The sequence below is a fragment of the Geodermatophilus sp. TF02-6 genome, assembly GCF_003319115.1.
In the GTDB taxonomy this organism is placed as follows: domain Bacteria; phylum Actinomycetota; class Actinomycetes; order Mycobacteriales; family Geodermatophilaceae; genus Geodermatophilus.
The window spans coordinates 26,236-47,368 of sequence record NZ_QOHF01000017.1; the positions used below are offsets into that span (position 1 = coordinate 26,236).

The 21,133-nt window shown below is 77.1% G+C and carries 22 protein-coding genes; 14 read left to right on the top strand and 8 right to left on the bottom strand.

Annotated elements, in window-relative coordinates; genetic code table 11:
* From DQ238_RS15640 to DQ238_RS15660, 5 genes are read right to left on the bottom strand one after another with little or no spacing between them, the layout of a single operon-like run.
* Complete coding sequence (locus tag DQ238_RS15640) at nt 1–1,113, bottom strand: glycosyltransferase family 2 protein (protein WP_113782195.1); 1,113 nt, start codon at nt 1,111–1,113, stop codon at nt 1–3.
* Entirely contained in the window at nt 1,110–1,862 is a 753-nt protein-coding gene (locus tag DQ238_RS15645; protein WP_233496013.1) for a carotenoid biosynthesis protein, read from the bottom strand. The genes DQ238_RS15640 and DQ238_RS15645 overlap by 4 nt, the downstream gene beginning before the upstream one ends.
* Nucleotides 1,863–1,912: 50 nt before the next feature.
* A complete protein-coding gene (locus DQ238_RS15650) occupies nt 1,913–3,550 on the bottom strand; it encodes an NAD(P)/FAD-dependent oxidoreductase (protein WP_113782196.1) in 1,638 nt (545 codons plus the stop codon).
* A complete protein-coding gene (locus DQ238_RS15655; protein ID WP_113782197.1) occupies nt 3,547–4,134 on the bottom strand; it encodes a GNAT family N-acetyltransferase in 588 nt (195 codons plus the stop codon). The genes DQ238_RS15650 and DQ238_RS15655 overlap by 4 nt, the downstream gene beginning before the upstream one ends.
* Nucleotides 4,131–4,643 (bottom strand): YbaK/EbsC family protein, encoded by a 513-nt coding sequence (locus DQ238_RS15660; protein WP_199506379.1) that lies wholly within the window; start codon nt 4,641–4,643, stop codon nt 4,131–4,133. The genes DQ238_RS15655 and DQ238_RS15660 overlap by 4 nt, the downstream gene beginning before the upstream one ends.
* A gap of 112 nt (nt 4,644–4,755) precedes the next feature.
* Here DQ238_RS15660 and DQ238_RS22880 point away from each other — a divergent pair, with 112 nt between their 5' ends.
* From DQ238_RS22880 to DQ238_RS15705, 10 genes are all read left to right on the top strand, one after another.
* Nucleotides 4,756–4,944, top strand: coding sequence for a hypothetical protein (locus DQ238_RS22880; RefSeq protein WP_199506380.1), 189 nt, complete (start codon nt 4,756–4,758; stop codon nt 4,942–4,944).
* Nucleotides 4,945–4,964: 20 nt separating this feature from the next.
* Nucleotides 4,965–5,357: a hypothetical protein gene (locus DQ238_RS15665; RefSeq protein WP_199506381.1), complete on the top strand. Its 393-nt coding sequence runs from the start codon at nt 4,965–4,967 to the stop codon at nt 5,355–5,357.
* Between the two features lie 306 nt (nt 5,358–5,663).
* Nucleotides 5,664–7,232: an HNH endonuclease signature motif containing protein gene (locus DQ238_RS15670; protein ID WP_147263096.1), complete on the top strand. Its 1,569-nt coding sequence runs from the start codon at nt 5,664–5,666 to the stop codon at nt 7,230–7,232.
* Between the two features lie 322 nt (nt 7,233–7,554).
* A complete protein-coding gene (locus DQ238_RS15675) occupies nt 7,555–7,881 on the top strand; it encodes a DUF6504 family protein (protein WP_113782200.1) in 327 nt (108 codons plus the stop codon).
* Entirely contained in the window at nt 7,881–8,363 is a 483-nt protein-coding gene (locus DQ238_RS15680; RefSeq protein ID WP_113782201.1) for an SAV_6107 family HEPN domain-containing protein, read from the top strand. The genes DQ238_RS15675 and DQ238_RS15680 overlap by 1 nt, the downstream gene beginning before the upstream one ends.
* Complete coding sequence (locus tag DQ238_RS15685; protein WP_113782202.1) at nt 8,360–12,163, top strand: DNA polymerase III subunit alpha; 3,804 nt, start codon at nt 8,360–8,362, stop codon at nt 12,161–12,163. The genes DQ238_RS15680 and DQ238_RS15685 overlap by 4 nt, the downstream gene beginning before the upstream one ends.
* Nucleotides 12,164–12,179: 16 nt before the next feature.
* On the top strand, nt 12,180–12,362 hold the full coding sequence (locus DQ238_RS15690; protein ID WP_113782203.1) for a hypothetical protein: 183 nt from the start codon (nt 12,180–12,182) through the stop codon (nt 12,360–12,362).
* Nucleotides 12,363–12,527: 165 nt separating this feature from the next.
* Nucleotides 12,528–13,007 (top strand): VOC family protein, encoded by a 480-nt coding sequence (locus DQ238_RS15695; protein WP_113782204.1) that lies wholly within the window; start codon nt 12,528–12,530, stop codon nt 13,005–13,007.
* A 170-nt stretch (nt 13,008–13,177) separates the two neighbouring features.
* Nucleotides 13,178–13,948, top strand: coding sequence for a bifunctional 2-polyprenyl-6-hydroxyphenol methylase/3-demethylubiquinol 3-O-methyltransferase UbiG (locus DQ238_RS15700; protein WP_113782205.1), 771 nt, complete (start codon nt 13,178–13,180; stop codon nt 13,946–13,948).
* Entirely contained in the window at nt 13,948–15,114 is a 1,167-nt protein-coding gene (locus DQ238_RS15705) for an alkaline phosphatase family protein (protein WP_113782258.1), read from the top strand. The genes DQ238_RS15700 and DQ238_RS15705 overlap by 1 nt, the downstream gene beginning before the upstream one ends.
* On the opposite strand, the gene DQ238_RS15710 is transcribed toward DQ238_RS15705, so the two are convergent.
* The 3 genes from DQ238_RS15710 to DQ238_RS15720 all read right to left on the bottom strand — a co-directional run bounded on the left by DQ238_RS15710 (nt 15,111) and on the right by DQ238_RS15720 (nt 17,801).
* The gene (locus DQ238_RS15710; protein ID WP_233496005.1) at nt 15,111–16,175 is read right to left on the bottom strand and encodes a sucrase ferredoxin; all 1,065 of its coding nucleotides are present in this window, start codon (nt 16,173–16,175) and stop codon (nt 15,111–15,113) included. The two genes, DQ238_RS15705 and DQ238_RS15710, sit on opposite strands and share 4 nt — an antisense overlap.
* 19 nt (nt 16,176–16,194) lie before the next feature.
* Nucleotides 16,195–17,223, bottom strand: coding sequence for a cupin domain-containing protein (locus DQ238_RS15715; protein WP_370447523.1), 1,029 nt, complete (start codon nt 17,221–17,223; stop codon nt 16,195–16,197).
* Nucleotides 17,224–17,516: 293 nt separating this feature from the next.
* The gene (locus DQ238_RS15720; RefSeq protein WP_113782207.1) at nt 17,517–17,801 is read right to left on the bottom strand and encodes a BatC protein; all 285 of its coding nucleotides are present in this window, start codon (nt 17,799–17,801) and stop codon (nt 17,517–17,519) included.
* 138 nt (nt 17,802–17,939) lie between these two features.
* On the opposite strand from DQ238_RS15720, the gene DQ238_RS15725 reads away from it, so the two are divergent.
* Genes DQ238_RS15725 through DQ238_RS15740 form a run of 4 tightly spaced genes read left to right on the top strand, consistent with a single transcriptional unit; the run spans nt 17,940 to nt 21,104 of the window.
* Nucleotides 17,940–18,941, top strand: a complete 1,002-nt coding sequence (locus tag DQ238_RS15725) for an acyl-CoA dehydrogenase (RefSeq protein ID WP_199506382.1) — start codon at nt 17,940–17,942, stop codon at nt 18,939–18,941.
* Nucleotides 18,938–19,702, top strand: coding sequence for a PIG-L deacetylase family protein (locus DQ238_RS15730; protein ID WP_233496006.1), 765 nt, complete (start codon nt 18,938–18,940; stop codon nt 19,700–19,702). Before DQ238_RS15725 ends, DQ238_RS15730 begins: the two co-directional genes overlap by 4 nt.
* Nucleotides 19,699–20,313, top strand: coding sequence for an SAM-dependent methyltransferase (locus tag DQ238_RS15735; protein ID WP_113782208.1), 615 nt, complete (start codon nt 19,699–19,701; stop codon nt 20,311–20,313). Before DQ238_RS15730 ends, DQ238_RS15735 begins: the two co-directional genes overlap by 4 nt.
* Entirely contained in the window at nt 20,310–21,104 is a 795-nt protein-coding gene (locus DQ238_RS15740; RefSeq protein ID WP_199506383.1) for a glycosyltransferase family 2 protein, read from the top strand. Before DQ238_RS15735 ends, DQ238_RS15740 begins: the two co-directional genes overlap by 4 nt.
* Nucleotides 21,105–21,133 lie beyond the last annotated feature (29 nt).

Genomic DNA, 21,133 nt, shown 5'->3' on the forward strand with positions numbered 1-21,133 from the left:
CTACAGGACGCGACCGCGCCAGGTCAGCACACCCCGCCGCCGGGCGGCCACCGACCCGGCCAGCAGGACGTCGAACAGCAGCACCGACACCGGGTGCGCCAGCGAGTCCGGCCAGACCCGGCCGCCGGTCGCCGCGGCCGACACCGCCCGCCCGGCCACCCCCGCCGCGTACCCGGCCAGCCCGGCCCGCGAGCCGCGCAGCGCGGCCAGGGCCGGCAGCACCCAGACGGCGGTCAGCGCGGCGGCGACCGCGACGCTCGCCCCCGGCGACCCGCCGACCGCGGCCCACAGCGACTTCGTGTAGCCCGCCCGCAGCGCCGACCAGCCCTCGTACATCCGGCAGCCGGCCAGCCGGGAACCGTCGACCGGCACCGCCCGGCCACCGGCCCGTTTCACCGCCCGCGCCAGCGCGACGTCCTCGATCACCTGGCCGCGCACCGCGCCGTGCCCGCCGGCCCGTTCGTACGCCGCACGGGTCAGGACGAGGAACTGGCCGTTGGCCGCGGTCAGCGAGGGCCGCGGCGAGCGCTCGGCCAGCCGCACCGGCAGCGTGGTGACCCACAGCCAGGGGCCCAGCGGCTGCACCAGCCGCTCGGCCGTGGTCGCGGTCACCGGCCGCGGCCACGGGGAGACCAGGTCCAGGTCGTGGGCGTCGAGGACGGCCACCGCGCCGGCGACCGCGTCGGGGGAGAGCCGGACGTCGGCGTCGACGAAGACCAGGACGCCGTCGCCGGCGCCGGCCTCGCCCGTCGCCACGGCCGCACCGGTGGCGCAGGCGTGCGGCTTGCCCAGCCAGCCCGGCGGCGGGGGCGGAGCGGTCACCAGCCGTACCCGGGGGTCGGTCACCGCCCGCACCACCGCGGCGGTGCCGTCGGTCGAGCCGTCGTCCACCACGACCACCCGCAGGTCGGGCACGCCCCGCTGGGCCAGCACCGCGGCCAGGCAGCCGCCGACCTGCGCCTCCTCGTCGCGCACCGGCAGCACGACGGTGACCGGGCGGCGCACCGGCGGCAGCTGCGCGGGGGGGCGGCGCAGCAGCGCCACGTTGACCGCCGCGTGCAGCGCCCCGGCGACCGCCGTCGCGGAGAGCGCGCGCAGCAGCCGGCCGGTCACCGCGGCCGGCGGGCCTGCACCGCCAGGGCGACCAGCACCGGGACGGCGAGCACTCCGCCCCACACCGCCGAGCCGGGCAGGCCCAGCCAGCCGGCGTGCGCCAGCGCGCCGCCGAGGGTCATCCAGCCCAGCACCAGCAGCGGCGCGCCGTCCCCGGCGCGCGGCACGGCCGCGGCGGTGCGCGCGACCAGCAGGTCGAGCAGCGTCATGAGGACGACGCCGGCCAGCAGCCAGCCGGCCAGGTTGGTCAGCGGCACCGTGACGATGCCCGGCAGCGACGGAGCCGGGTGCGTCCAGGTCCAGTACCCGGCCTGCACCATCTGCGGGTCGAGCACGACGTCCCAGCCGGCGAACACCGCCGCGGCGACGGCGACCCGGGCCGGCCGCCGGCGGTCGGCCCGGACGTCGCGGGTGAGCCGGCGGGCCAGCAGCCAGCTCGGCCAGGCCATCATCAGCCAGGCCAGCGGCACGAGGAACGGGACGCCGAGCAGCGTGGGGCCCAGGTCGTCGCTGTAGGTGTACTCCCCGTAGGGGACGCCGGCGGCCAGGCCGACCGCCTCGAAGAGCACCGCGGTCGCCGCGGTCAGCAGACCGACGCCGGCGCCGGTGCGCGCGCCCCGGCTGACCGCCGCGTGCGCCACCGAGACCAGAGCTCCGAGCAGCACGATGGTCCAGCTGACCGCGTCGCGAGCGGCGCCGGCGGTGAGCGGGTAGGCGATCGCGGTCAGCACCAGCAGGACCGCGGGCACCCACGGGAGCGCGGTCGGCCCACGGACCGGTCGCACGGTGGCGAGGCCGGTCACGTCCGCGCCCGAGCCAGCAACCGACCCGCGGTCGTGCGCACCCGGGCAGGCAGCCGGCGATCGGCCAGGACGACGCGGGCCGCCGTCCGCCCGGAGTTGCCCGACACCCCGCCGCCGGGGTGGGTGGAGGCGCCGGCCAGGTAGAGGCCGGGCAAGCCGGGGACGCGGTACCCCGACAGGGCGGGCGTGGGCCGGAAGGCGAACATGCTGGCCAGCCCCATCTCCACGTGCATGACGTTGCCACGCAGCAGCGACAGTTCCCGCTCGAGCAGCAGCGGGGTCTGCACGTACAGCCGCTGCACCGAGGCGGCGAACCCGGGCGCGAAGCGGGCGACCGCGGCGACCAGCCGGGCCGCCTCGGACTCGGCGATCGCGTCCCAGTCGGCGCCGTCGGCGAGCTCGTACGGGTACCACTGGCCCCAGATGGTCACCACGTGCCGACCGGGCGGGGCGAGGGTGTCGTCGCTGGCCGAGAAGCACATCGCCAGCGGCACCGGGTCGCGCGGCAGCCGGCCGGCCAGCCAGTCGCCGTGCGCGCCGGCCAGCTGGGCCCGGTGGGTGCACAAGAGCTGCAGCCCGCCCAGCGCCTGCGCCGGCTCGACCCCCGGGTAGGCCGGCGGGGCGTCGGTGAGCGCGCGGACGACGAGGCCGAAGCCGTTGCCCACCGGCGGGTCGGCCTGCACCAGCGCCGGCGGGGCGTGCTCGCCGGCCAGGTCGCGGGTGGCCAGCACGTGGCAGGCGGCGACGACGACCGGGGCCGCCACCCGCCGTCCGGACCCGGTCTCCACGCCGCTCACCCGGCCGCCCTCGACCAGCAGCCGGGCCGCGCCGTCCCCCAGGGTGACCCGCCCGCCGTCGGCCTCCAGCCGGCGGCGCAGCGCCTGGGTCAGCCCGCCGGAGCCGCCCACCGGGTGGCCCGGCGGGACGTCGTGCAGCAGCGTCACCCAGGCCACCATCGCCGCGGTGCCCGGCTCGGACACCGGCGGGCCGGACTGCGCGCCGAACCAGGCGAGTGCTGCCTTGAGGCGCTCGCTGGTGAACCAGCGGTCCAGCAGCGCGTCGCCGGAGCCGAGGAAGTCGACGGCGAGGTCGCCGCCCGACGTGCGCGGCCGGCCGTCGGCGGGGGCGCCCAGCGGCCAGAAGGAGCGCACCAGACCGGCCGCGGTCGGCCGCCGTCCGAAGGAGGCCACCACCGCCCGGCTGCGCGGCGCCCACACCTCGACGAAGCGCCGGTAGGCGGCCGCGTCGGCCGGGCCGCAGGCGGCCGCGATCGAGGCGCAGGTGGCGTCGAGGTCGACGGAGAGGACCAGCGGCTGCCCGTCGGGGCCGGGGTCGCCGGGGGACGGCGCGGGCGCGAAGCCCCACGGGTCGCAGTCGACGTAGCGCAGGCCGTGGGCTGCGAGGTCGAGCTCCTCGACGATCCCGCTCTGCCGGACGACGACGTGCGCGCTCGACCCCCGGTCGACGCGGACGCCGGGCCACCGCTCGACGGTGGAGACCGCGCCGCCGAGCACCTCGTCGCGCTCGACCATCTCCACGCGCAGCCCGGCGCGGGCGAGGTAGCAGGCGGCGACCAGCCCGTTGTGGCCGGCACCGACGACGACGGCGTCGACGGCGGTGTCCTGCGCCCTCACGGCCGGTCGGCCCGCGGGGCCGGCGACGGCAGCGGCAGGCGGGCGCCGAGGATCGCGAAGGGGCGGGAGTCGCCGGGGAAGTGGTGGTTGCGGGCCAGGTCGACGAAGCCGTCGGCGTGGTAGAGCCGGAAGGCCTTGGTGTCGGCGTCCGGGGTGGACAGCAGCGCCGTCGGGTACGGCAGGCCGGCCAGCAGGGCGTGCAGCAGCTGGCGGCCCAGCCCGCGGCTCTGGGAGTCGGGGTGGACGTGCAGCTCGCAGACCTCGAAGGCGCCGGGCAGCCACCGCTTCGCCGTGCGCCGGTCGAGCGCGGCGCGCACCTGGTCGTGCCACCACTGGCCGGGAGTGATCAGGTACCCGTAGCCGAACCCGACGAGGACCTCGCCCTCCCGGGTCGGCACGAAGGCGCCCACCGCCCGGAAACCGGCGCGCTCGCTGTGCTGGATGGCGTAGCCGTAGCGGCCGGCCACCACCGACGACGCGTAGCCCATCGCCGCGCCGTAGATCGCCAGGGCCTCGTGCATGTGGTCGCGCAGCCAGCCGGTGGACAGCTCGGTGACCCGCGCGGCAGGCGTCGTACCGGTCATGACGCGGTCGCCTCCGCGACCTCGGCCGGGTCGTCCCCGACCTCGGCCGCCGTGCCGCCGGTCAGCCGCAGCAGCTCTGCGTAGCTGGTGGGGAAGACCGCGTGCGGGTGCCCCGCGGCGGCCCAGACCCGGTCGTACCGGGCGAGCTCGACGTCGACCAGGGTGTCGATCGGCTCGGGGTGCCCGATGGGGGCGACCCCGCCGATGGGCTGCCCGGTGTGCCGGCGGACGAAGTCGGGGGAGGCCGGGCGCATCCCGGGGACGCCGAGCAGCGCGGCCACCTTGGCCACGTCGACCCGGTGGGCCCCGCTGGTGAGCACGAGCAGCGGCGCGCCGTCGACGTCGAACACCAGGCTGTTGGCGATCGCCCCGACCGGGACGCCGAGCCCGGCCGCGGCCTCGGCGGCGGTGCGGGCGCCCTCGGGGAGCTCGAGCACCTGCCCGGTCGCCCCCGCGTCGGCCAGCAGTCGGGCGATCGCGGCCACGCGGGGGTGCGGCGGGGCGTCCACGCCGGGAAGTCTCCCACTCGGCGCGGCATCCGGCCCGACCTGCTGGACGCACGGCTCTGGCGCCGCTGTCTGCGCGGATGCGATGACTGTGGCGGCATCCGAGGTCCCGATGATGGACCCTGACGTCGGGGTGAAGACCGACAAGGCGTCGGGCATCGTCAACGACCCCAACGACTGGTCCCGCGAGGTCGGCGACCCGCGCTACATCCTCGACCTGCTCGCCCGCATCGTGACAGTCTCGCTGGAGACCATGCGCATCGTCGACGCCCTGCCCGCCCTGGACATCCGGCCGGCGGGCTGATGCGCGGCGACGAGGCTCGCGTGGTCGACGTCTTCTGCGCCTTCCTCGAAGGTGACGGCTGGCAGGTGACCCACGAAGTGGAGTTCGTGGACGTGGTCGCGCACAAGGACGGCACGACGATCTACGCCGAGGCCAAGGGGCGCACCGCCAGCCCCGGCCTCGACACGATGTACGGCCAACTGCTGCGTCGCATGGGAGACGAACCGAGGTCGCGCACCCGCTGTGCGGTCGTCGTCCCGGACACCGCCCTGTCTGCCGCCAAGCGGGTGCCGACGTGGGTGCGATCTCGGCTCGGCGTCGACGTGTACGCGGTCGACGCGGACGGTCGGGTGGAGCTGCACGGGTCTACCGCCCTGACCGATCCGGCCAACTTCCAGCCTGTGCCGGTGGAGGACGACGAGGGGGAGCGATGAAGCTGATGGCATCCCTGAGCTCAGCGTTCCGGAGCCGGTGAAGACCTCGGGCTCGTCGCCCAGCGAATCGCGGTCGAGAAGTCGTCACCGTCTCGCTGGGGACCCGCGCACCGTCCATGCCCTGCTCGCCCTCGACACCTGGCCGGGTCCCCTGACATGACGGGCGAGTACGGGTACCGAGGGCGCGCAACCGAGCGCCACGGATGTGTCACGTCGGTTCGGCTGCGGGTGACTCCGTGTCCGGGTCCGCTTCGCGCACGTATCTGACCAGCCAGAATCGTCAGACCCCGTGGTTACCGTGCAGCCATGGAGGACGGAGGGGTGCCGCGGTCACCGGAGGAGGGCGAGCCGGTCCCCGTCCTGCCCTCGGAGGTGGTCTCGCCGCAGCTGGGTGAGCTGGAGCTGGTCTGCGACATCTGGTCGGCCGATGCGCACATGGCCCGCGAGCACGCCCGCCAGGCCGCCACCATCGCAGAGCTGGCCCGCCGGCGCTCGGCCGAGCGCGACCGCGACTTCGGTCCCCGGGGTGGGCCGGGGCCGGACTCGCGGGCGATGCGCCCGGCCGCGCTCGCCGACGTGTCCGACGACTTCGTGACCGAGCTGGCCCTCATCCGCCACTGCTCGGAGGCCGAGGCCTCCCGGCTGGCGGTCGAGTCGCTGCTGCTCACCACCAAGCTGGCCGCCACCTGGTCGGCGCTGTACGCGGGGCGGCTGACGGTGCGCAAGGCGCGGATCCTGCTCGACCTGCTCGGCGACGTCGACGACGCCGTCGCCGCCGGAGTTCAGGCGCGGGTGCTGGACGGCGCCGAGGACTGTCCGTCGTCCCGGCTGGGCGACCGGGCCCGTTACCACCTGTACCGGGTGGACGCCGAGGCCAAGGAGCGCCGCCGCAAGGAGGCCGAGCGCAAGGCCGACGTGCACGTGGAACGCACCGCCGACGATCTCGGTCGCCTGGTGATCGAGGGGCCGCTGCCGGCCGTGTACGCCGCTCGCGACGCGGTCGACCAGTACGCGCGGTGGATGCGTGCCGACGGCGACGACCGTCCGATGGGCCTGCTGCGCTCGGCCGCGGCGCTGGATCTGATCCTGCGGCCGTGGGACACCAGTCGCCCACCCGTGACCGCGCAACTGCTCCTCCACGTCGCACTGCCCTCGCTGCGACCCGACGCGCCGGTCGGCGCGGCACCGGCGGAGATGGACGGCCAGGTCATCTCGGCGGCCCAGTGCCGCGAGATCCTGGCCTCCCTGGACGTGCTCGGATTGCGCCCGCCACCGACCGGTGGGTCGATCGCCGTCGCGATCGACGACGCGGCTACCGGCGAGACCATCGCCGTGGCCACCCGCGCCGAGCTCCGCCGCGCCGCCGGACGGGGTCGCCGGGTCCGCCGCCGAGGTCGGCCGGGTGTCGGCCGGCCCACCCCCACAGCAGAGCAGTCTGCCGCAGCAACCGGCGCGTCCAGCGGAGTGGCACCGGCCGGCGAGGTGGATGACGGGCCCGGACTTCGACCTCCCGGGCCGACCCGCTGTTACCGGCCGAGGGTGGCCCAGCGTCACCTCGTCACGGTCCGTGACCGGCACTGTCGCATGCCGGGGTGCCGCCGCCGTCCCGGCCGCTGCGACATCGACCACGGGCAGGCCTACGCCGACGGCGGGCCCACCGCCTGCTGGAACCTCTGCTGTCTCTGCCGGCGACACCACCGGATCAAGACGTTCGCCCGCGGCTGGTCCTTCACCCTGCTCCCCGACGGCCGGCTGGCGGTCCGCACGCCGTCAGGGGTCTCCCGAACGACCCGCCCACCCGGCTGGTACCACGACCCCGAACCCGACCCGCCCTGGCTCGACGAGCTCGCGCCACCCGACCCGTTCCGCACGTGAGGCGGCCGGTCGACGAGGGGCTGGTCCGGCATCCGGCGGCGACAGTCCTTGGTCAGTACCCGTTCGTGGAGATCGATTTTCCTGTGGCTGCGTGGAACGCCGATGTGCGCAGTACCTGACGAGGCCGTGTGCCCGATGGCGCGTATGCATGTCCGCACGGTGCGCACGTCCAGCTTGACGTTGGCGGCAAGATGAGGTCTACTCGATGTATTCGAACACCAGTTCGAACTACGTCGGCCCTCCCGCCGCACCCGGGTCCTTCCCCACCCGGTGCGGTGGGTCGGGCCGGTCGAGGCGGCGAGCAGCGGTGGGGAGTCGTGGCATGAGCCGGGTGCTGAGCGGGGTCGGCGGTCGGGTCGGCGAGCAGGTGCAGGTCGAGCCCGGCCCGCTCGGCCCGGCGCAGTTCTGGCGCGGGCGGTCGCGCTACGTCGTGGGAGAGCTGCTCGACTCGTGGGTGGAGACCGCCCCGTGGTGGCAGTGTGCGCCCGAGGTGGTCGGCGGCGCCTCCGCCGACCTGGTCGCCACCCGCGAGGTGTGGCGGGTGGAGGCGGTCCGGGCCGGCCGGTCGCGGACGAGCTCTGCCGGCGTCTTCGACCTCAGCTGGGAGTCCGCCGCCAACCGCTGGTCGCTCGTGCGGGTGCACGACTGATGGGTGCCGTCCGCGCCGTGGCCGACCAGCTGCCCCTGCCCCCGCCGCTGCCACCCGCGGCCAGCCAGCTGCTCGACCAGGCCCACCGGGCGCTGGCCGAGGCGGCGGCGAGCACCGATGCCCGGCAGCGCTACGCCACCGCTCACCTGGGCGCGCTGCGCGCCGCCGCGGCGGTGCTGGCCGCCCGCACCCGGCCGGAGTCCGGGCGGCGGCGTCCGCGCAGCGCCTGGGTGCTGCTCGGGCAGGTCGCGCCGGAGCTGGAGGAGTGGGCCACCTTCTTCGCCGCCGGGGCCGCCAAGCGGGCCGCCGCGGAGGCCGGCCTCTCCCGGGCGGTGACCGAGCGCGAGGCCGACGACCTCGTCCGCGACGTCCGCACCTTCCTCACCGTGGTCGAGGACGCTGTGGGCAGCACGCCGTCACCCGGGTCCCCCCGTCCGGAGCGTCCACGCGTGGTCGGCGTCGAGCCCCGGAACAGGAGGTGAGGGCCGACCCCTTCGTCCACCTCCACGTCGCCTCGGGCTACTCCATGCAGTACGGGGCCAACCACCCGGCCGACCTGGTCACCCGGGCCGCCGAGCACGGGATGCCGGCCCTGGCGCTGACCGACCGCGACGGGCTCTACGGCACGGTGAAGTTCGCCCTGGCCTGCCGGGCGGCCGACGTCCGGCCGGTGTTCGGGGTGGACCTCGCCGTCGTGCCCACGGTGGACAGCACGGTGCCGCCGGCCCTCGCCCCGGTGCTCGGTGGCGGGCACTCGCCGGAGCGGACGAGGTCGCGCCGACCGGGCGGGCCGGTCGACGGGTCCGGCCGGGCCGGGTCGGGACGCCGGGTGCCGGCCCGCGGCGGGGCCAGCGTCGACCCCCGGCTGCCTCGGGTCACCTTCCTCGCCCGGGACGGCGCTGGCTGGCGGTCGCTGTGCCGCTTGACCAGCGCCACCCACCTGCGCGGCACCCGGGGGGAACCGGTCAGTTCGCTGGCCCTGGCCGCCGAGCACGCCGCGGGGCTGATCGTGCTGCTGGGGCCCGACTCCCCGGTGGGCCGGGCGCTGGCCGCCGGCCGGGCCGACGTCGCCGCCGCCCGGCTGGACGCCTGGCGCGCGGTCTTCGGCTCGGGGTCCCTGGCGCTGGAGGTCGTGCACCACCGCGGCCGCGGTGACCGCGCCCGGGCGCAGCGGATGCTCCGGTTCGCCACCGCGCAGGGGGTGCCGGCGGTGCTGACCAACGCCGTGCGCTACGTCGACGCGCTCGACGCGCCGACCGCCGACGTCCTCGACGCCGCGCGGCGGCTCGTCCCGCTGGACGCCCGGCACGTCGACCGGCGCACCGCCGAGGGCCACCTGAAGTCGGGCAAGGAGATGGCCGAGGTCGCCGAGGACGTGATCGGCCCCGACCGCGACGCGGTGCGGCGACTGCTGGAGCGCACCGCCCGGCTGGCCGAGCAGTGCGCGGTCGACGTCCGGGCCGACCTCGGCATCGGCACGGTGCGCCACCCCGAGCTCGACGTGGTCACCACCCCGGCCGAGCGGGGGATGACCCCGTCACAGGTGCTGCGCGCCCGCTGCGAGGCCGGGCTGGGCCGGCGCGGGATGCCGCTGACCGAGCGGGTGCGGGGGCGGCTGGCCGACGAGCTGGCCGTCATCGACGACCTCGGCTACCCGTCCTACTTCCTCACCGTCGCCGACGTGGTCGACCTCATCACGGGCCTGGGGATCAGGGCGGCCGCCAGGGGCTCGGGCGCCGGCAGCCTGGTCACCTACCTGCTCGGCATCTCCGACGTCGACCCGATCCGGTACGGCCTGCTGATGGAGCGCTTCCTCTCCCCGCTGCGCCACCAGCTGCCCGACGTCGACATCGACGTGGAGTCCGCCCGGCGGATGGAGGTCTACGACGCGGTCCTCGACCGTTTCGGGGCGCAGCGGGTCAGCTGCATCTCGATGATGGACACCTACCGGGTGCGGCACGCCATCCGCGACGTCGGCGCCGCGCTGGGCCTCCCGCCGGCCGAGGTCGACGCGGTCGCCAAGGCCTTCCCGCACGTCCGGGCCAGCCAGGTGCACGCCGCGCTCAAGGACCTCCCGGAGCTGCGGGCCAGCCGGCTCGGATCCCGGCGCGGCGGCGGCTCCGGCGACCTCGACCTGCTCTTCGACCTCGTCGCCCGGCTCGACGGGCTGCCCCGGCACATCGCGCTGCACCCCTGCGGGGTGCTGCTCTCCGACGCCACGCTGCTCGACCGCACCCCGGTGGAGAACAGCCACCTGGGCTACCCGATGAGCCAGTTCGACAAGGACGACGTCGAGGAGCTCGGGCTGCTCAAGCTCGACCTGCTGGGCATCCGGATGCAGTCGGCGATCGCGCACGCCGTCGACGAGGTGGCCCGGGTCGACGGTGAGGTCGTCGACATCGACGCGGTCCCGCGGGACGACCCGACGACGTTCGAGCTGATCCGCAGCACCCGCACGCTCGGCATGTTCCAGATCGAGTCGCCGGGGCAGCGGGAGCTGGTCGGCAAGTTCGGGCCGCGGTCGTTCGAGGACATCGTCATCGACATCTCGCTGTTCCGGCCCGGGCCGGTGAAGAGCGACATGGTGACCCCGTTCCTCCTGGCCCGGAACGGCTGGCGGGAGCCGGTCTACCCGCACCGCGACCTCGCCTCCGTCCTCGAGGAGACCGCCGGGGTGGTCGTCTTCCACGAGCAGGTGCTGCAGATCGTGGCGCAGATGACCGGTTGCGACCTGGCCCAGGCCGACGAGGTGCGCCGGGCCTTTGGGGAGAAGGACCTCCACCCGGAGGTGCGCGCCTGGTTCATGCCCGAGGCGCTGCGGCGCTACCCGGTCGAGGTCGTCGAGCGGGTGTGGGAGGTGCTGGTCGCCTTCGGCTCGTTCGGTTTCTGCAAGGCCCACGCCGCGGCGTTCGCCCTGCCCACCTACCAGTCGGCGTGGCTCAAGACGCACCACCCCGCGGCCTTCCTCGCCGGGGTGCTCACCCACGACCCGGGCATGTACCCGAAGCGGCTGATCCTCGACGACGCCCGCAACTTCGGCGTCCGGGTGCTGGGGCTGGACGTCAACGCCTCGACCGGCAGCTACCGCGTCGAGCGGGTCGAGCCGGAGGAGGACGAGCGACCGTGGCGGCGTCCGGAGTGGATGCCGGCGTCGATGCCCGACCCGTCGCGCTACGGCATCCGGCTGTCCCTGGCCGACGTGAAGGGCATCTCGGAGGAGGAGGTGGCCCGCGTCGTCGCCGGGCAGCCCTTCCGGTCGCTGATCGACTTCTGGCACCGGGCGTCGGTGTCCCGGCCGGTAGCGGAGCGGTTGGTGCTGGCCGGCGGCTTCGACTCCCTCTACGGGTTCGGGGTGCGCGACCGCGAGGCCGGTCGGCCCACCCGCAGCCGCCGGCAGGTCACCCGCCGCGACCTGCTGCTGCAGATCGGCGAGCTGGACCGGTGGAGCCGCAGCGGGGCGAAGGCCGCCTCGGTCGGCCAGCTCAGCCTCGACCTGATGGGGCTGGCGCTCCCCGGCGAGGAGGCGGAGGAACCGGGTCTCGACTGGGCCACCGGCAGCGGGCTGCCCGAGTTCACCGACGCCGAGCTGGTGCGCGCCGAGCTGGAGGTGCTCGGCCTGGACGCCAGCCGGCACGTCGTGGACTTCTACCGGCCCTTCCTCGCCGCGCTCGGCGCGGTGCCGGCGGGGGAGCTGCTCGGCTGCCGCAGCGACGCGGAGGTGCTGGTCGCCGGGGTCAAGGTGGCGACCCAGACCCCGCCGATCCGCTCGGGCCGGCGGGTGGTGTTCGTGACCCTGGACGACGGCACCGGGTGCACCGACTCCACGTTCTTCGAGGACGCCCAGGGCCCCTACGCCGCCACGGTCTTCCACTCGTGGCTGTTGGTGATCCGCGGGGTGCTGCGCCGGACCGGTCCGCGGGGGGTCTCGCTGCGGGCCACCGGGGCGTGGGAGCTGCCGGCGTTGCACGAGGCCTGGGAGGTCGGCGGGGTGGCCGCGGTCGCCGAGCACATGGCCGCTGGGTGGGCGGGGGACGGCGACGAGTACACCGAGGCGGCGATCACCGGGGCGGCGGCCTCGCGCGGCTCTCGTCCGGTGGTGGTCAAGCCGGTGCTGGTGCACCCGACCGGCTTCCGCATGTCGCCCTACGCCGACATCAGGCCCGCCGGCGAGGACGCGATGACGGTGGCCCGGCGGGAGGCCGCGCAGCCGGAGACGTCGCGCCGGGGGACGTCGGCGCCGCGCAAGCTGTGGCACTCCAGCCCCGGCAGCCCCGGCCCCTGACCCCACTCGGGAGCTGGTGGCCGCGGTGCTCGACCTCGCCGCAGCGGTCGGCGCCGCCGACGTCCGCCTGGCTGTCTGGACGTTCAACGAGCGTGCCATCCGGCTCTACGAGCGGATGGGACCGACCGCCCGACAGCTGACCATGGGCCGGCTGCTCCCTCGGGGCGCCGGGCCGGCTCCCGTCCCCGACGGGCGCTGACGTCCCGGCGAGGTCGCCGATCCCGCACGGCGGGGCGGGATCCGTGCGAGGTCGCCGATCTCGCCGACGCCGTCTGGGTGACCGATGAGTTGTGGACGCCGCTCGGGTCTCCTCCACGACCCCGGTACCCGACCCGGGGGCTCGAGGAGGAGAAAGGACAGACCGATGCCCGAGACGATCCCGTGTCTGTGGTTCGACGGCCGCGCCGAGGAGGCCGCCAACTACTACGTCTCCGTCTTTCCGAACTCCTCGATCGGAGAGGTGTCCCGCTACGGCCCCGGGATGCCCGTGCCCGAGGGCGAGGTGCTGACCATCGAGTACACGCTCGACGGCCGCACGTACACAGCGCTCAACGCCGGCCCGGAGTTCACCTTCTCCGAGGCGATCTCCTTCCAGATCATGTGCGCCGACCAGGAGGAGGCCGACTACTACTGGACCCGGCTGACCGACGGCGGCGAGGAGAGCCAGTGCGGCTGGCTCAAGGACCGGTTCGGCGTCTCCTGGCAGGTCGTGCCGACCGAGCTGCCCAGCCTGCTCAGCGACCCCGACCCCGAGCGGGCTCGCCGCGCCACCGAGGCGATGATGCAGATGCGCCGCATCGACCTCGTCGAGATCCGGCGCGCCGCAGACGGCGTCCCCGCCTGAAGAGGACCACCCTCCCCCGCCTCGTGGGAGGACCCCGTCCTCCCCATCCCTCGCAGTTGACGGACCCCTGCCCCCCAGCCCTCGCGAGCTCGGGCCGGTGCCCTGGACGGGGCCGAGGCCCGGGACGGGGCCAGCGGGACCCGGGAGGGGGTCGCACTAGGCTGCGACGGGTGCCGCCGTCTGCTCCCGCCTCGTCCGCCGCGGACCAGCTGCCCGCCCGTGCGGCCGCCGTCTGGGCCGCCCTCGATCCGGTCGTCGCGGCGGGTCCGGCGCTCCGCGTGCTCGACGTCGGCGGCGGGAGCGGCAACTTCGCCGTCCCCCTGGCCCGCCTCGGTCACGAGGTCACCGTCGTCGACCCCAGCGCCGACGCCCTCGCCACGCTGGACCGGCGCGCGCAGACCGCCGGGGTCGGGGAGCGGGTCCACGGCGTGCAGGGCGACGGCGACCTCCTGCACGAGGTCGTTCCGGCCGGCGAGGACGACGAGGGCAGCTACGACCTGGCCCTGTGCCACTCGGTGCTCGAGGTCGTCGACGACCCCGCCACCACGCTGCGCGAGATCGCCCGCGCCCTGCGCCCGGGAGGCACCGCCAGCGTGGCGACCGCCAACCGGGCCGGCGCGGTGCTGGCCCGCGCCGTCGCCGGGCACCCCGTCGAGGCCCTCGCCCTGCTCGAGGACCGCGACCCCGCACCGGTCCGCGCCCGCCCCGCCCGCCGCCGCTTCGCCCCCGACGACCTGCTCGCCCTCGTCGCCGGCGCCGGGCTGCAGCCGGGTAGCTGGCGCGGGGTCTCCGTCGTCGCCGACCTGCTCGACATGGCAGCCGGTGACACGGCCTCCGGCGCCGACCCCGCCGCGGTCCGCCGGCTCGAGCTGGCGCTGGCCGGCAGCTCGCCCTACCGCGACGTCGCCGCCGGGCTGCACGTCCTGGCCACCCGTCCGTGATGCTCCCGGCCGACCTGCACCGGCCCGACTACGGGGCGGCCACCCTCGCCGACGTGCTCCCGGGCGCCGCCGCCGCACTCGGCGTCCCGGTCGAGCGCGGGGACCTGCCGACCGACCCGCTCGGCCTCACCACCGCGCTGGCCGGCGCGCGTCGCGTCGCCGTCCTCCTGGCCGACGGCCTCGGCGCCGACCTGCTCCGCGCGCACGCCGACTCGGCGCCCACCCTCGCCGCGCTCGCCGCCCCCGCCGGCGACCTGTCGGCGCCCTGCCCGAGCACCACCCCGGTCAGCCTGGCCACCCTGGGCACCGGGCTGCCGCCGGGCAGCCACGGCGTCCTGGGCTTCGTCACCGCGATACCGGGGGAGGGGCGGACGCTCAACCACGTCCAGTGGACCGACGACCCCGACCCGCTGGTCTGGCAGGCGCGGCCCAGCGTCTTCGCGCAGGTGGCCGCCGCGGGGGTCGACGTCACCACCGTCGCCCCGTACGCCTATGCCGGCTCCGGGCTCACCCGCGCGGTCTACCGCGGCGCGCGCTACGCCGGCACCGTGGGCCCCGGCGACCTGGCCGCCGTCCTCCTGCGGTCGCTGGCCGCCGCCCCGCGCGCCCTGGTCTACGGCTACACCGCCGAGCTCGACCTCACCGGCCACGTCCGCGGCGTCGACTCGCCCAGCTGGCGCGCGCAGCTGGCGCACGTCGACCGGCTGGTCGAGCAGGTCCTCACCGGCCTCCCCGCGGACGCCGCGCTGCTGGTCACCGCCGACCACGGGATGCTCGACGTCCCCGCCGCCACCCGGGTCGACCTCGACACCTCCCCCGAGCTCACCGAGGGCGTGCGCCTGCTGGCCGGCGAGCCGCGGGCCCGCTACGTGCACGCCGTCGCCGGCGCGGAGGCCGACCTGCTGGCTCGCTGGCGCGCGGTGCTCGGCGAGCGGGCGTGGGTCGCCGGCCGCGACGAGGCGATCGCCAGCGGCGTCTTCGGTCCGGTGGACGACGGCCTGGCCGCCCGCATCGGCGACGTCGTCGCCCTCGCCCGCGGCACCTGGGCGCTGACCGCCACGGAGCAGGAGCCGGGTCCGAGCCGGCTGGTCGGCTACCACGGCTCCCTCACCGAGACCGAGCTGGCTATCCCGTTGCTCGCTGCCCGCGGGCCGGCGCTCGGCTAGACCACCGACAGCAGCCGCACGTGCCAGGTGCGGCTGTGCGCCTCGTGCCGGGCCCGACAGGTCAGCCGGGTGGCCTCCGGCGCGGGCCGGCTCTCCACCTCGGCCACCACGTCGCCGTCCGGACCGGCGAGGGTGACCACCCACCGCTCGACCTCCGCGCCGGCCGGGGTCAGCCGGCGCACCGCCCGCGGCGGCAGGTCGTCGACGCCGAGCAGCGCCAGCTCCTCCCGGGCGGTGTGCTGGGCCGCCTGCGCCGCCGGGGCGAGACCGGCCCGACCGCGCAGCCAGGGCAGCGCCACCCGGCCTCCGGCGTGGGCGGCGACCAGGTCGGCGCCGTCGCCGGGGACCTGCCCGTAGTAGAAGCCGTGCGGGAGCACCAGCACGTTGCTGGCGAACCGGCACCCACCCAGGTGGCTGCACTCCCACACGTCGGCGCCGGGCATCACCCGGGCCAGCGGCCGCCCGCGCAGCGCGCAGCAGGCGTCGTGTCCGCCGTGTGCGCACACCAGGTAGGTGGGGCCGCCGGTCGGTTCGCCGACCGAGCCGTCCCACGGCGCGTCGACGAGCTCGGCGTCGGTACCGCGCACCGACCACCACAGACCCTCGTGGCCGGGCCGGCCGTCGACGTAGGCCCAGCGCCGCCGCGAGTCGACCAGCCGGTCGCCGGGCCGGCGCACCAGCAGCACCCGGACGTTCTCCGCCCGCGCCCGCTGCGCCACCAGCTCGGCCACTGCCGGGTCGAACCGGGACTGCCGCAGCGCGTCGACGCCCCACGGCCCCGGCTGCTCGACGAGCAGCCAGCGCTGCGCCGGCGAGGCCGTCGCCACCCCGGAGTCGCCGCGGGCCAGGGCCAGCACCGAGCAGCGGTCGTCGGCGAGCCGACCGATCGGCCGTCCGGGTGCCTGCTCGGAGCGGCAGAAGTCGGGTCCGCCCGCTGCGTCCCGCTCCCGCCGTCCCCCGCGCGCGGGAGGCGCCCCCGGCTCGTCCGCGACCGGAACCGGCTCGTCCGGGACCGGAACCGGCCCTGCGGTGTCCACGGGTGACCCCGCGAGCTCGGTCACGTCGGGCGGTCCGCCCGGCTCACGACCCGGTCCGGGGAGCGCGGTCACGCCCTCCATCGTGCCCCTCGACCCGGTCGGGGGCGGCGGCGTCGGGGACCACCGCGACCGCCTCGGTGACCAGCCGCCGGGCGAGGGTGAGCTGGTCGGCCGGGTCCAGGCCCGGCAGGTCGGCCACCTTGAGCTCGCCGGCGGCCACCAGCGCGGCCAGCGCGGGCCGGGTCTCGGCCGACAGCTCCAGCGACCGTCGACCGGCGACCAGCGTGACCCGGCCGTCGGCGGGCTCGCGCAGCACGCACCGCAACCGGGGGCGCAGCCGCAGCACGGTGTCGGGGGACAGGGACGCCGCGGCGGTGGCCTGGGCCAGCGGCGCCACCGGCTGGGGCCGCACCTGGGCCCACGTCCGCGACCGCAGCCGGTCGGCGACCTCGGCCGGGTCGACCCGGTCCAGCCAGCCCTTGAGCGCGGCGACGACCGTCGCGACGTCGTCGGCGACCGTGCCCGGGTCGGCGAGGTCCAGGCCCAGCGGGAGCGAGCGGCGCAGCTCCGGGTCCTCGGCGGCGAGCACCCGCAGCAGGTCGAGCGCGGACTCCGCGGCCGCCCAGCGGGTCACCGGGTGCACGCCGACGGTCAGGTGCGCGCTGATCTCGCCCAGGGCGACGGCCGAGTGCAGGTGACCGCGGGGCAGGTAGAGGGCGTCGCCGGGCCTCAGCACCGCGTCGATCAGCGGCTCCCGCTCGGCCGCGGCCGCGACGGCGGCGGCGTGGTCGTTCCAGGGCTGGGTGCGCAGCGGGTCGGGCAGCACCGGCTCGTGGATCCGCCAGTGCTTCTCCCCGGCCACCTGCAGCACGAAGACGTCGTGCACGTCGTAGTGCGGGGAGAACCCGCGCGAGGACGGCGGGGTGACGTAGGCGTTGACCTGCGTGGGGTGGCCCAGGTCGGCGGCGAGTTGGTCGGCGAACTCGATCAGCGGCGGCCAGAGCCGGTGCAGGCCCTGCAGGACGACGGTGCTGCCGTCGGCGAACAGCCGCAGCACCGCGTCGGAGGACACCTGGTCGGCGATCTCGGCGCCGGCGCCTCCGGAGGTGGTGAAGCGCTTCGGATCGACGACCGCGCCGTCCTTGGCGATCCGCAGGAAGGGCGTGCGCAGACCACGGCGGGACAGCAGCTCGTCGACCGCGGTCAGGTCGAGCAGGTCGGCGAAGGACGCCCCGCTCTCCTCGGCCCGGGTCAGCAGCGGCCGGCGGGACCAGTACCGCTCGGCGAAGACCTGCGGGTCCAGGACGGTGCACCGGCGCAGGGCCGGCCGGGAGCCCGGCCGGCCCTGCGCGGTGGGGTTCTCGGTCAGGCGCCACCGTCCGCGCCGCCGTCGGCACCGCCGTCGCGGACGCCGGGCGTGCCCTGGCCGGCGCCGCTGTCCGCGGGGCCCTCGGCGCCGCTGTCGGCTCCGCCGTCGGCGCCGCCGTCGTGCACGCCCGGGGTGCCCTGGCCGGCGCCGCTGTCCGCGGGGCCCTCGGCGCCGCTGTCGGCACCGCCGTCGGCGCCGCCGTCGTGCACGCCCGGGGTGCCCTGGCCGGCGCCGCTGTCCGCGGGGCCCTCGGTGCTGGTCATGTCGTCGTCGAGCGCCATGGCTCCTCCGCTCTCTCGTCCGGGCCGCCCGGAGTGGGCGCCCGCGCCCGACCTTCCTACCGCAGCCGACCGGGCCTCACACCTGGCCGGCCGCGACCGCCGGGGTTGCCCCCGGCCGACGCCGGGTAGCCGCCGCCGGTGCCCGTCCCCGGCATCCTCTCCTCCTCCGTCGTCCCGGTCGACCCCTCGGTCGAGGCGACGGCCACGGCCCTGACCGCGCTGCTCGGCGGCGGGTGGTCGGTCCCCCCGCCCGGTGGGGGCGAGACCGCCACGCGCTGGCGGGCCCTGGGGCGCCTGGGCGGGGAGAGCCTGCCGCTCGCCCGGCTCGCCGAGGGGCACGCCGACGCCCTGGCGATCCTGCGGGAGCTCGGCGGCCCCGACCCCGGCCCGGGGGCGCGGCTGGGCGTCTGGGCGGCCGAGCCCCCCACGGCCCGGCTGCGGGCGCGCCGCTCGGCCGCGGGCTGGCGGCTCGACGGCCCCAAGGCCTGGTGCTCCGGTGCCCGCACGCTGACCTCCGCCCTGGTGACGGCGACCGCGGAGGACGGGCCCCGCCTGTTCCTCGTCGACCTGGGCGCCGGCGGGATCGCGGTCGACCCCACCGGCTGGGCGGCGGCGGGCATGCGGGCCAGCGACACCGACCAGGTGGCGTTCACCGACGTCCCGGCGCTGCCGGTCGGCCCGCCGGGGGCCTACGTCGAGCGGCCCGGGTTCTGGCACGGCGGGCTCGGCGTGGCCGCCGTCTGGCTCGGCGGGGCCCGCGCGGTGGCCGCCCCGCTGCGCCGGGCGGCCGGCGCCGGCGGGCGGGCGGCAGACCCCCTGCACGACCTGGCCCTGGGCACCTGCGAGGTGTCGCTCGCCGCGGCCGAGGCCGCGCTGCAGGTCGCCGCCGCGGAGGTCGACGCCGACCCGGCCGGCCTGCCGGCGGCCCGGCGGCGGGCCCTGTGGGTGCGCGCGCTGGTCGCCCGGTCGGCCGAGGAGGTGCTCACCGCCGTCGGCCACGCGCTGGGCGCCGGACCGCTGGCGCACGACGCGGCGCACGCTCAGCGGGTCGCCGACCTCACCGTCTACCTGCGCCAGCACCACGCCGAGCGGGACGTGGCCGCCCTCGGCGCGCTGCTGCGCGGAGCGGAGCCCCGGTGAGCCGCGGGTACCCCGCGCCGTGCGGCCCGGCCACGGACGGCGGCACGCCGGAGGACGACTGGCGGGCCTGGCTGGCTGCGCGCCGTTGGCCGGAGCTCGTCCCCGACCCCGGCTGGCGCACCGCGCTGGTCTGCGCCGCGCACCCCGACGACGACGTCCTCGCCGTCGGGAGCCTGATGCGGTGCCTGGGGGACGCCGGGGTCGCGCTGCGCCTGCTGGCGGCCACCGACGGGGAGGGCAGCCACCCGGGCTCGTCGGTCCTCGACCCGCCGGAGCTGGCCCGCCGCCGCGTCGCGGAGGTCGCCGCCGCCCTGGCTGTCCTGGGCGTCGCGCCGGCGGCCACGGTGCGGCTGCGGCTGCCCGACTCGGGGCTCGCGGCGGTGGAGGAGGAGCTCACCACCGCCGTCGTCGGCGCGGCCGAGGGCGCCGACGTGGTCCTCGCCCCGTGGGACGGCGACGCGCACCCCGACCACGAGGCGTTGGGCCGTGCCGCGGCCGCGGCCGCCGCGGCGGTGGGCGCGCCGCTGCTGGCCTTCCCGGTGTGGACGTGGCACTGGGCCGCGCCGGCCGACCGACGGGTGCCGTGGGACCGCGCCCGCGTCGTCCGGGTGCCGCCGCCGCTGCGGGCGGCCCGGCGGGCGGCCGTCGCCTGCTTCGCCACCCAGGTGCGCCCGCTCGGCCCGGCGCCGGAGGACGCGGTCGTGCTGCCGCCCGAGGTGCTGGCCCACTTCGACCGCGACGTCGAGGTGGTGTTCGCGTGACGCTGCCCGACGGCTACTTCGACGACCTCTACCGGGCCGCCGAGGACCCGTGGTCGATGCGCACCCGGTGGTACGAGCGGCGCAAGTACGCCCTGACCACGGCGGTGCTGCCCCGGGAGCGCTACGCCGAGGCCGTGGAGGTGGGCTGCTCGGTGGGGGAGCTGACCGCCGCGCTGGCGCCCCGCTGCGGTCGGCTGACCGCCTGGGACGTCAGCGCCGCGGCCGTCGAGCGGGCCCGCGCCCGGACCCGCGGTCTCGGGGACGTGCGGGTGCAGCGGCGCCGGCTGCCCGCCGACGTCCTGCCGCCGTGCGACCTGCTGGTGCTCTCCGAGGTCCTCTACTACCTCGGTCCGGCCGACCTGCGCGCCGCCGTGGCCGCGGCACGGGACGCCGTCCGCCGCGGGGGCACGCTGCTCGCCGTCCACTGGCGCCACCCCGTCGCCGACTACCCGCAGAGCGGGGACGCGGTGCACGCGGCGCTGCGCGCGGAGCTGGACTGGCCGCGGGTGGCCGGGCACGAGGAGCCGGACTTCCTGCTCGACTGCTGGGTCGCCGCGCCGGCGGACGACGTGCGGGCGGCCTCGGTCGCCGCGGCCGAGCAGCTGTGGTGAGCGGCGTCCGGGAGCCCGGCGTGCGGGAGCTCGGCGTGCGGGAGCTCGGCGTCGTGGTGCCCGCCCGCGACGAGGAGGAGCTGCTGCCGGCCTGCCTGTCCGCGCTGAGGGTCGCGTCCGCCGACCCCGCGCTCGACGACGTCCGCGTCCGGGTCGTCGTGGTGACCGACGGCTGCACCGACCGCACCGCGCAGCTCGCGCGGGCCGGCGGGGCGGTCGTGCTCGACGGCGGCGGGCCGGGCGGCAACGTGGGCGCCGCCCGCGACACCGGCGTGCGCCGGCTGCTCACCGACGCGGAGGCGGTGGGGGTGCCGCCGGAGGCGGTGTGGGTGGCCACCACGGACGCCGACAGCACCGTGCCCCCGGAGTGGCTGGCGCTGCACCGCGCCGCCGCGGCGTCCGGTGCCGACGCCCTGGTCGGCACCGTGACCGTGCCGGACTGGACCGGGGTCCCGCCGGGAGCCGCCGCGCAGTTCGAGGCCGCCTACCGGGCCGGGCGTTCCCGGCTGGAGCGCGCCGCGTCCTCGCCCACCCACCCGGCTCCCGCCCACCCGCACGTGCACGGCGCACACCTCGGGGTGCGCGGCAGCGCCTACCTGGCCGTCGGCGGCTTCCCCGCCGTGCGGGTGGGCGAGGACGTCGCCCTCGTCCGGGCGCTCGACGCGGCCGGTGCGACGGTCCTGCGCACGCTCGCCGGCCCGGTGCGGACCTCGGCACGACGCCGGCCGCGGGCTCCCGGCGGGTTCGGGTCCGACATCGACCGGCTGGTCACCGGACTGGACGCCGGTTGACCGCTATCCTCCCTGGGCATCGAACAGGC

Excerpts from the sequence above, each read along its gene's own strand:
- DQ238_RS15675 (WP_113782200.1), top strand. The coding sequence starts at position 7,555 with ATGAGCCGGGTGCTGAGCGGGGTCGGCGGTCGGGTCGGCGAGCAGGTG.
- DQ238_RS15670 (WP_147263096.1), top strand. The coding sequence starts at position 5,664 with ATGGAGGACGGAGGGGTGCCGCGGTCACCGGAGGAGGGCGAGCCGGTC.
- DQ238_RS15720 (WP_113782207.1), bottom strand. The coding sequence starts at position 17,801 with ATGGCGCTCGACGACGACATGACCAGCACCGAGGGCCCCGCGGACAGC.
- DQ238_RS22880 (WP_199506380.1), top strand. The coding sequence starts at position 4,756 with ATGGACCCTGACGTCGGGGTGAAGACCGACAAGGCGTCGGGCATCGTC.
- DQ238_RS15655 (WP_113782197.1), bottom strand. The coding sequence starts at position 4,134 with ATGACCGGTACGACGCCTGCCGCGCGGGTCACCGAGCTGTCCACCGGC.
- DQ238_RS15705 (WP_113782258.1), top strand. The coding sequence starts at position 13,948 with ATGCTCCCGGCCGACCTGCACCGGCCCGACTACGGGGCGGCCACCCTC.
- DQ238_RS15680 (WP_113782201.1), top strand. The coding sequence starts at position 7,881 with ATGGGTGCCGTCCGCGCCGTGGCCGACCAGCTGCCCCTGCCCCCGCCG.
- DQ238_RS15695 (WP_113782204.1), top strand. The coding sequence starts at position 12,528 with ATGCCCGAGACGATCCCGTGTCTGTGGTTCGACGGCCGCGCCGAGGAG.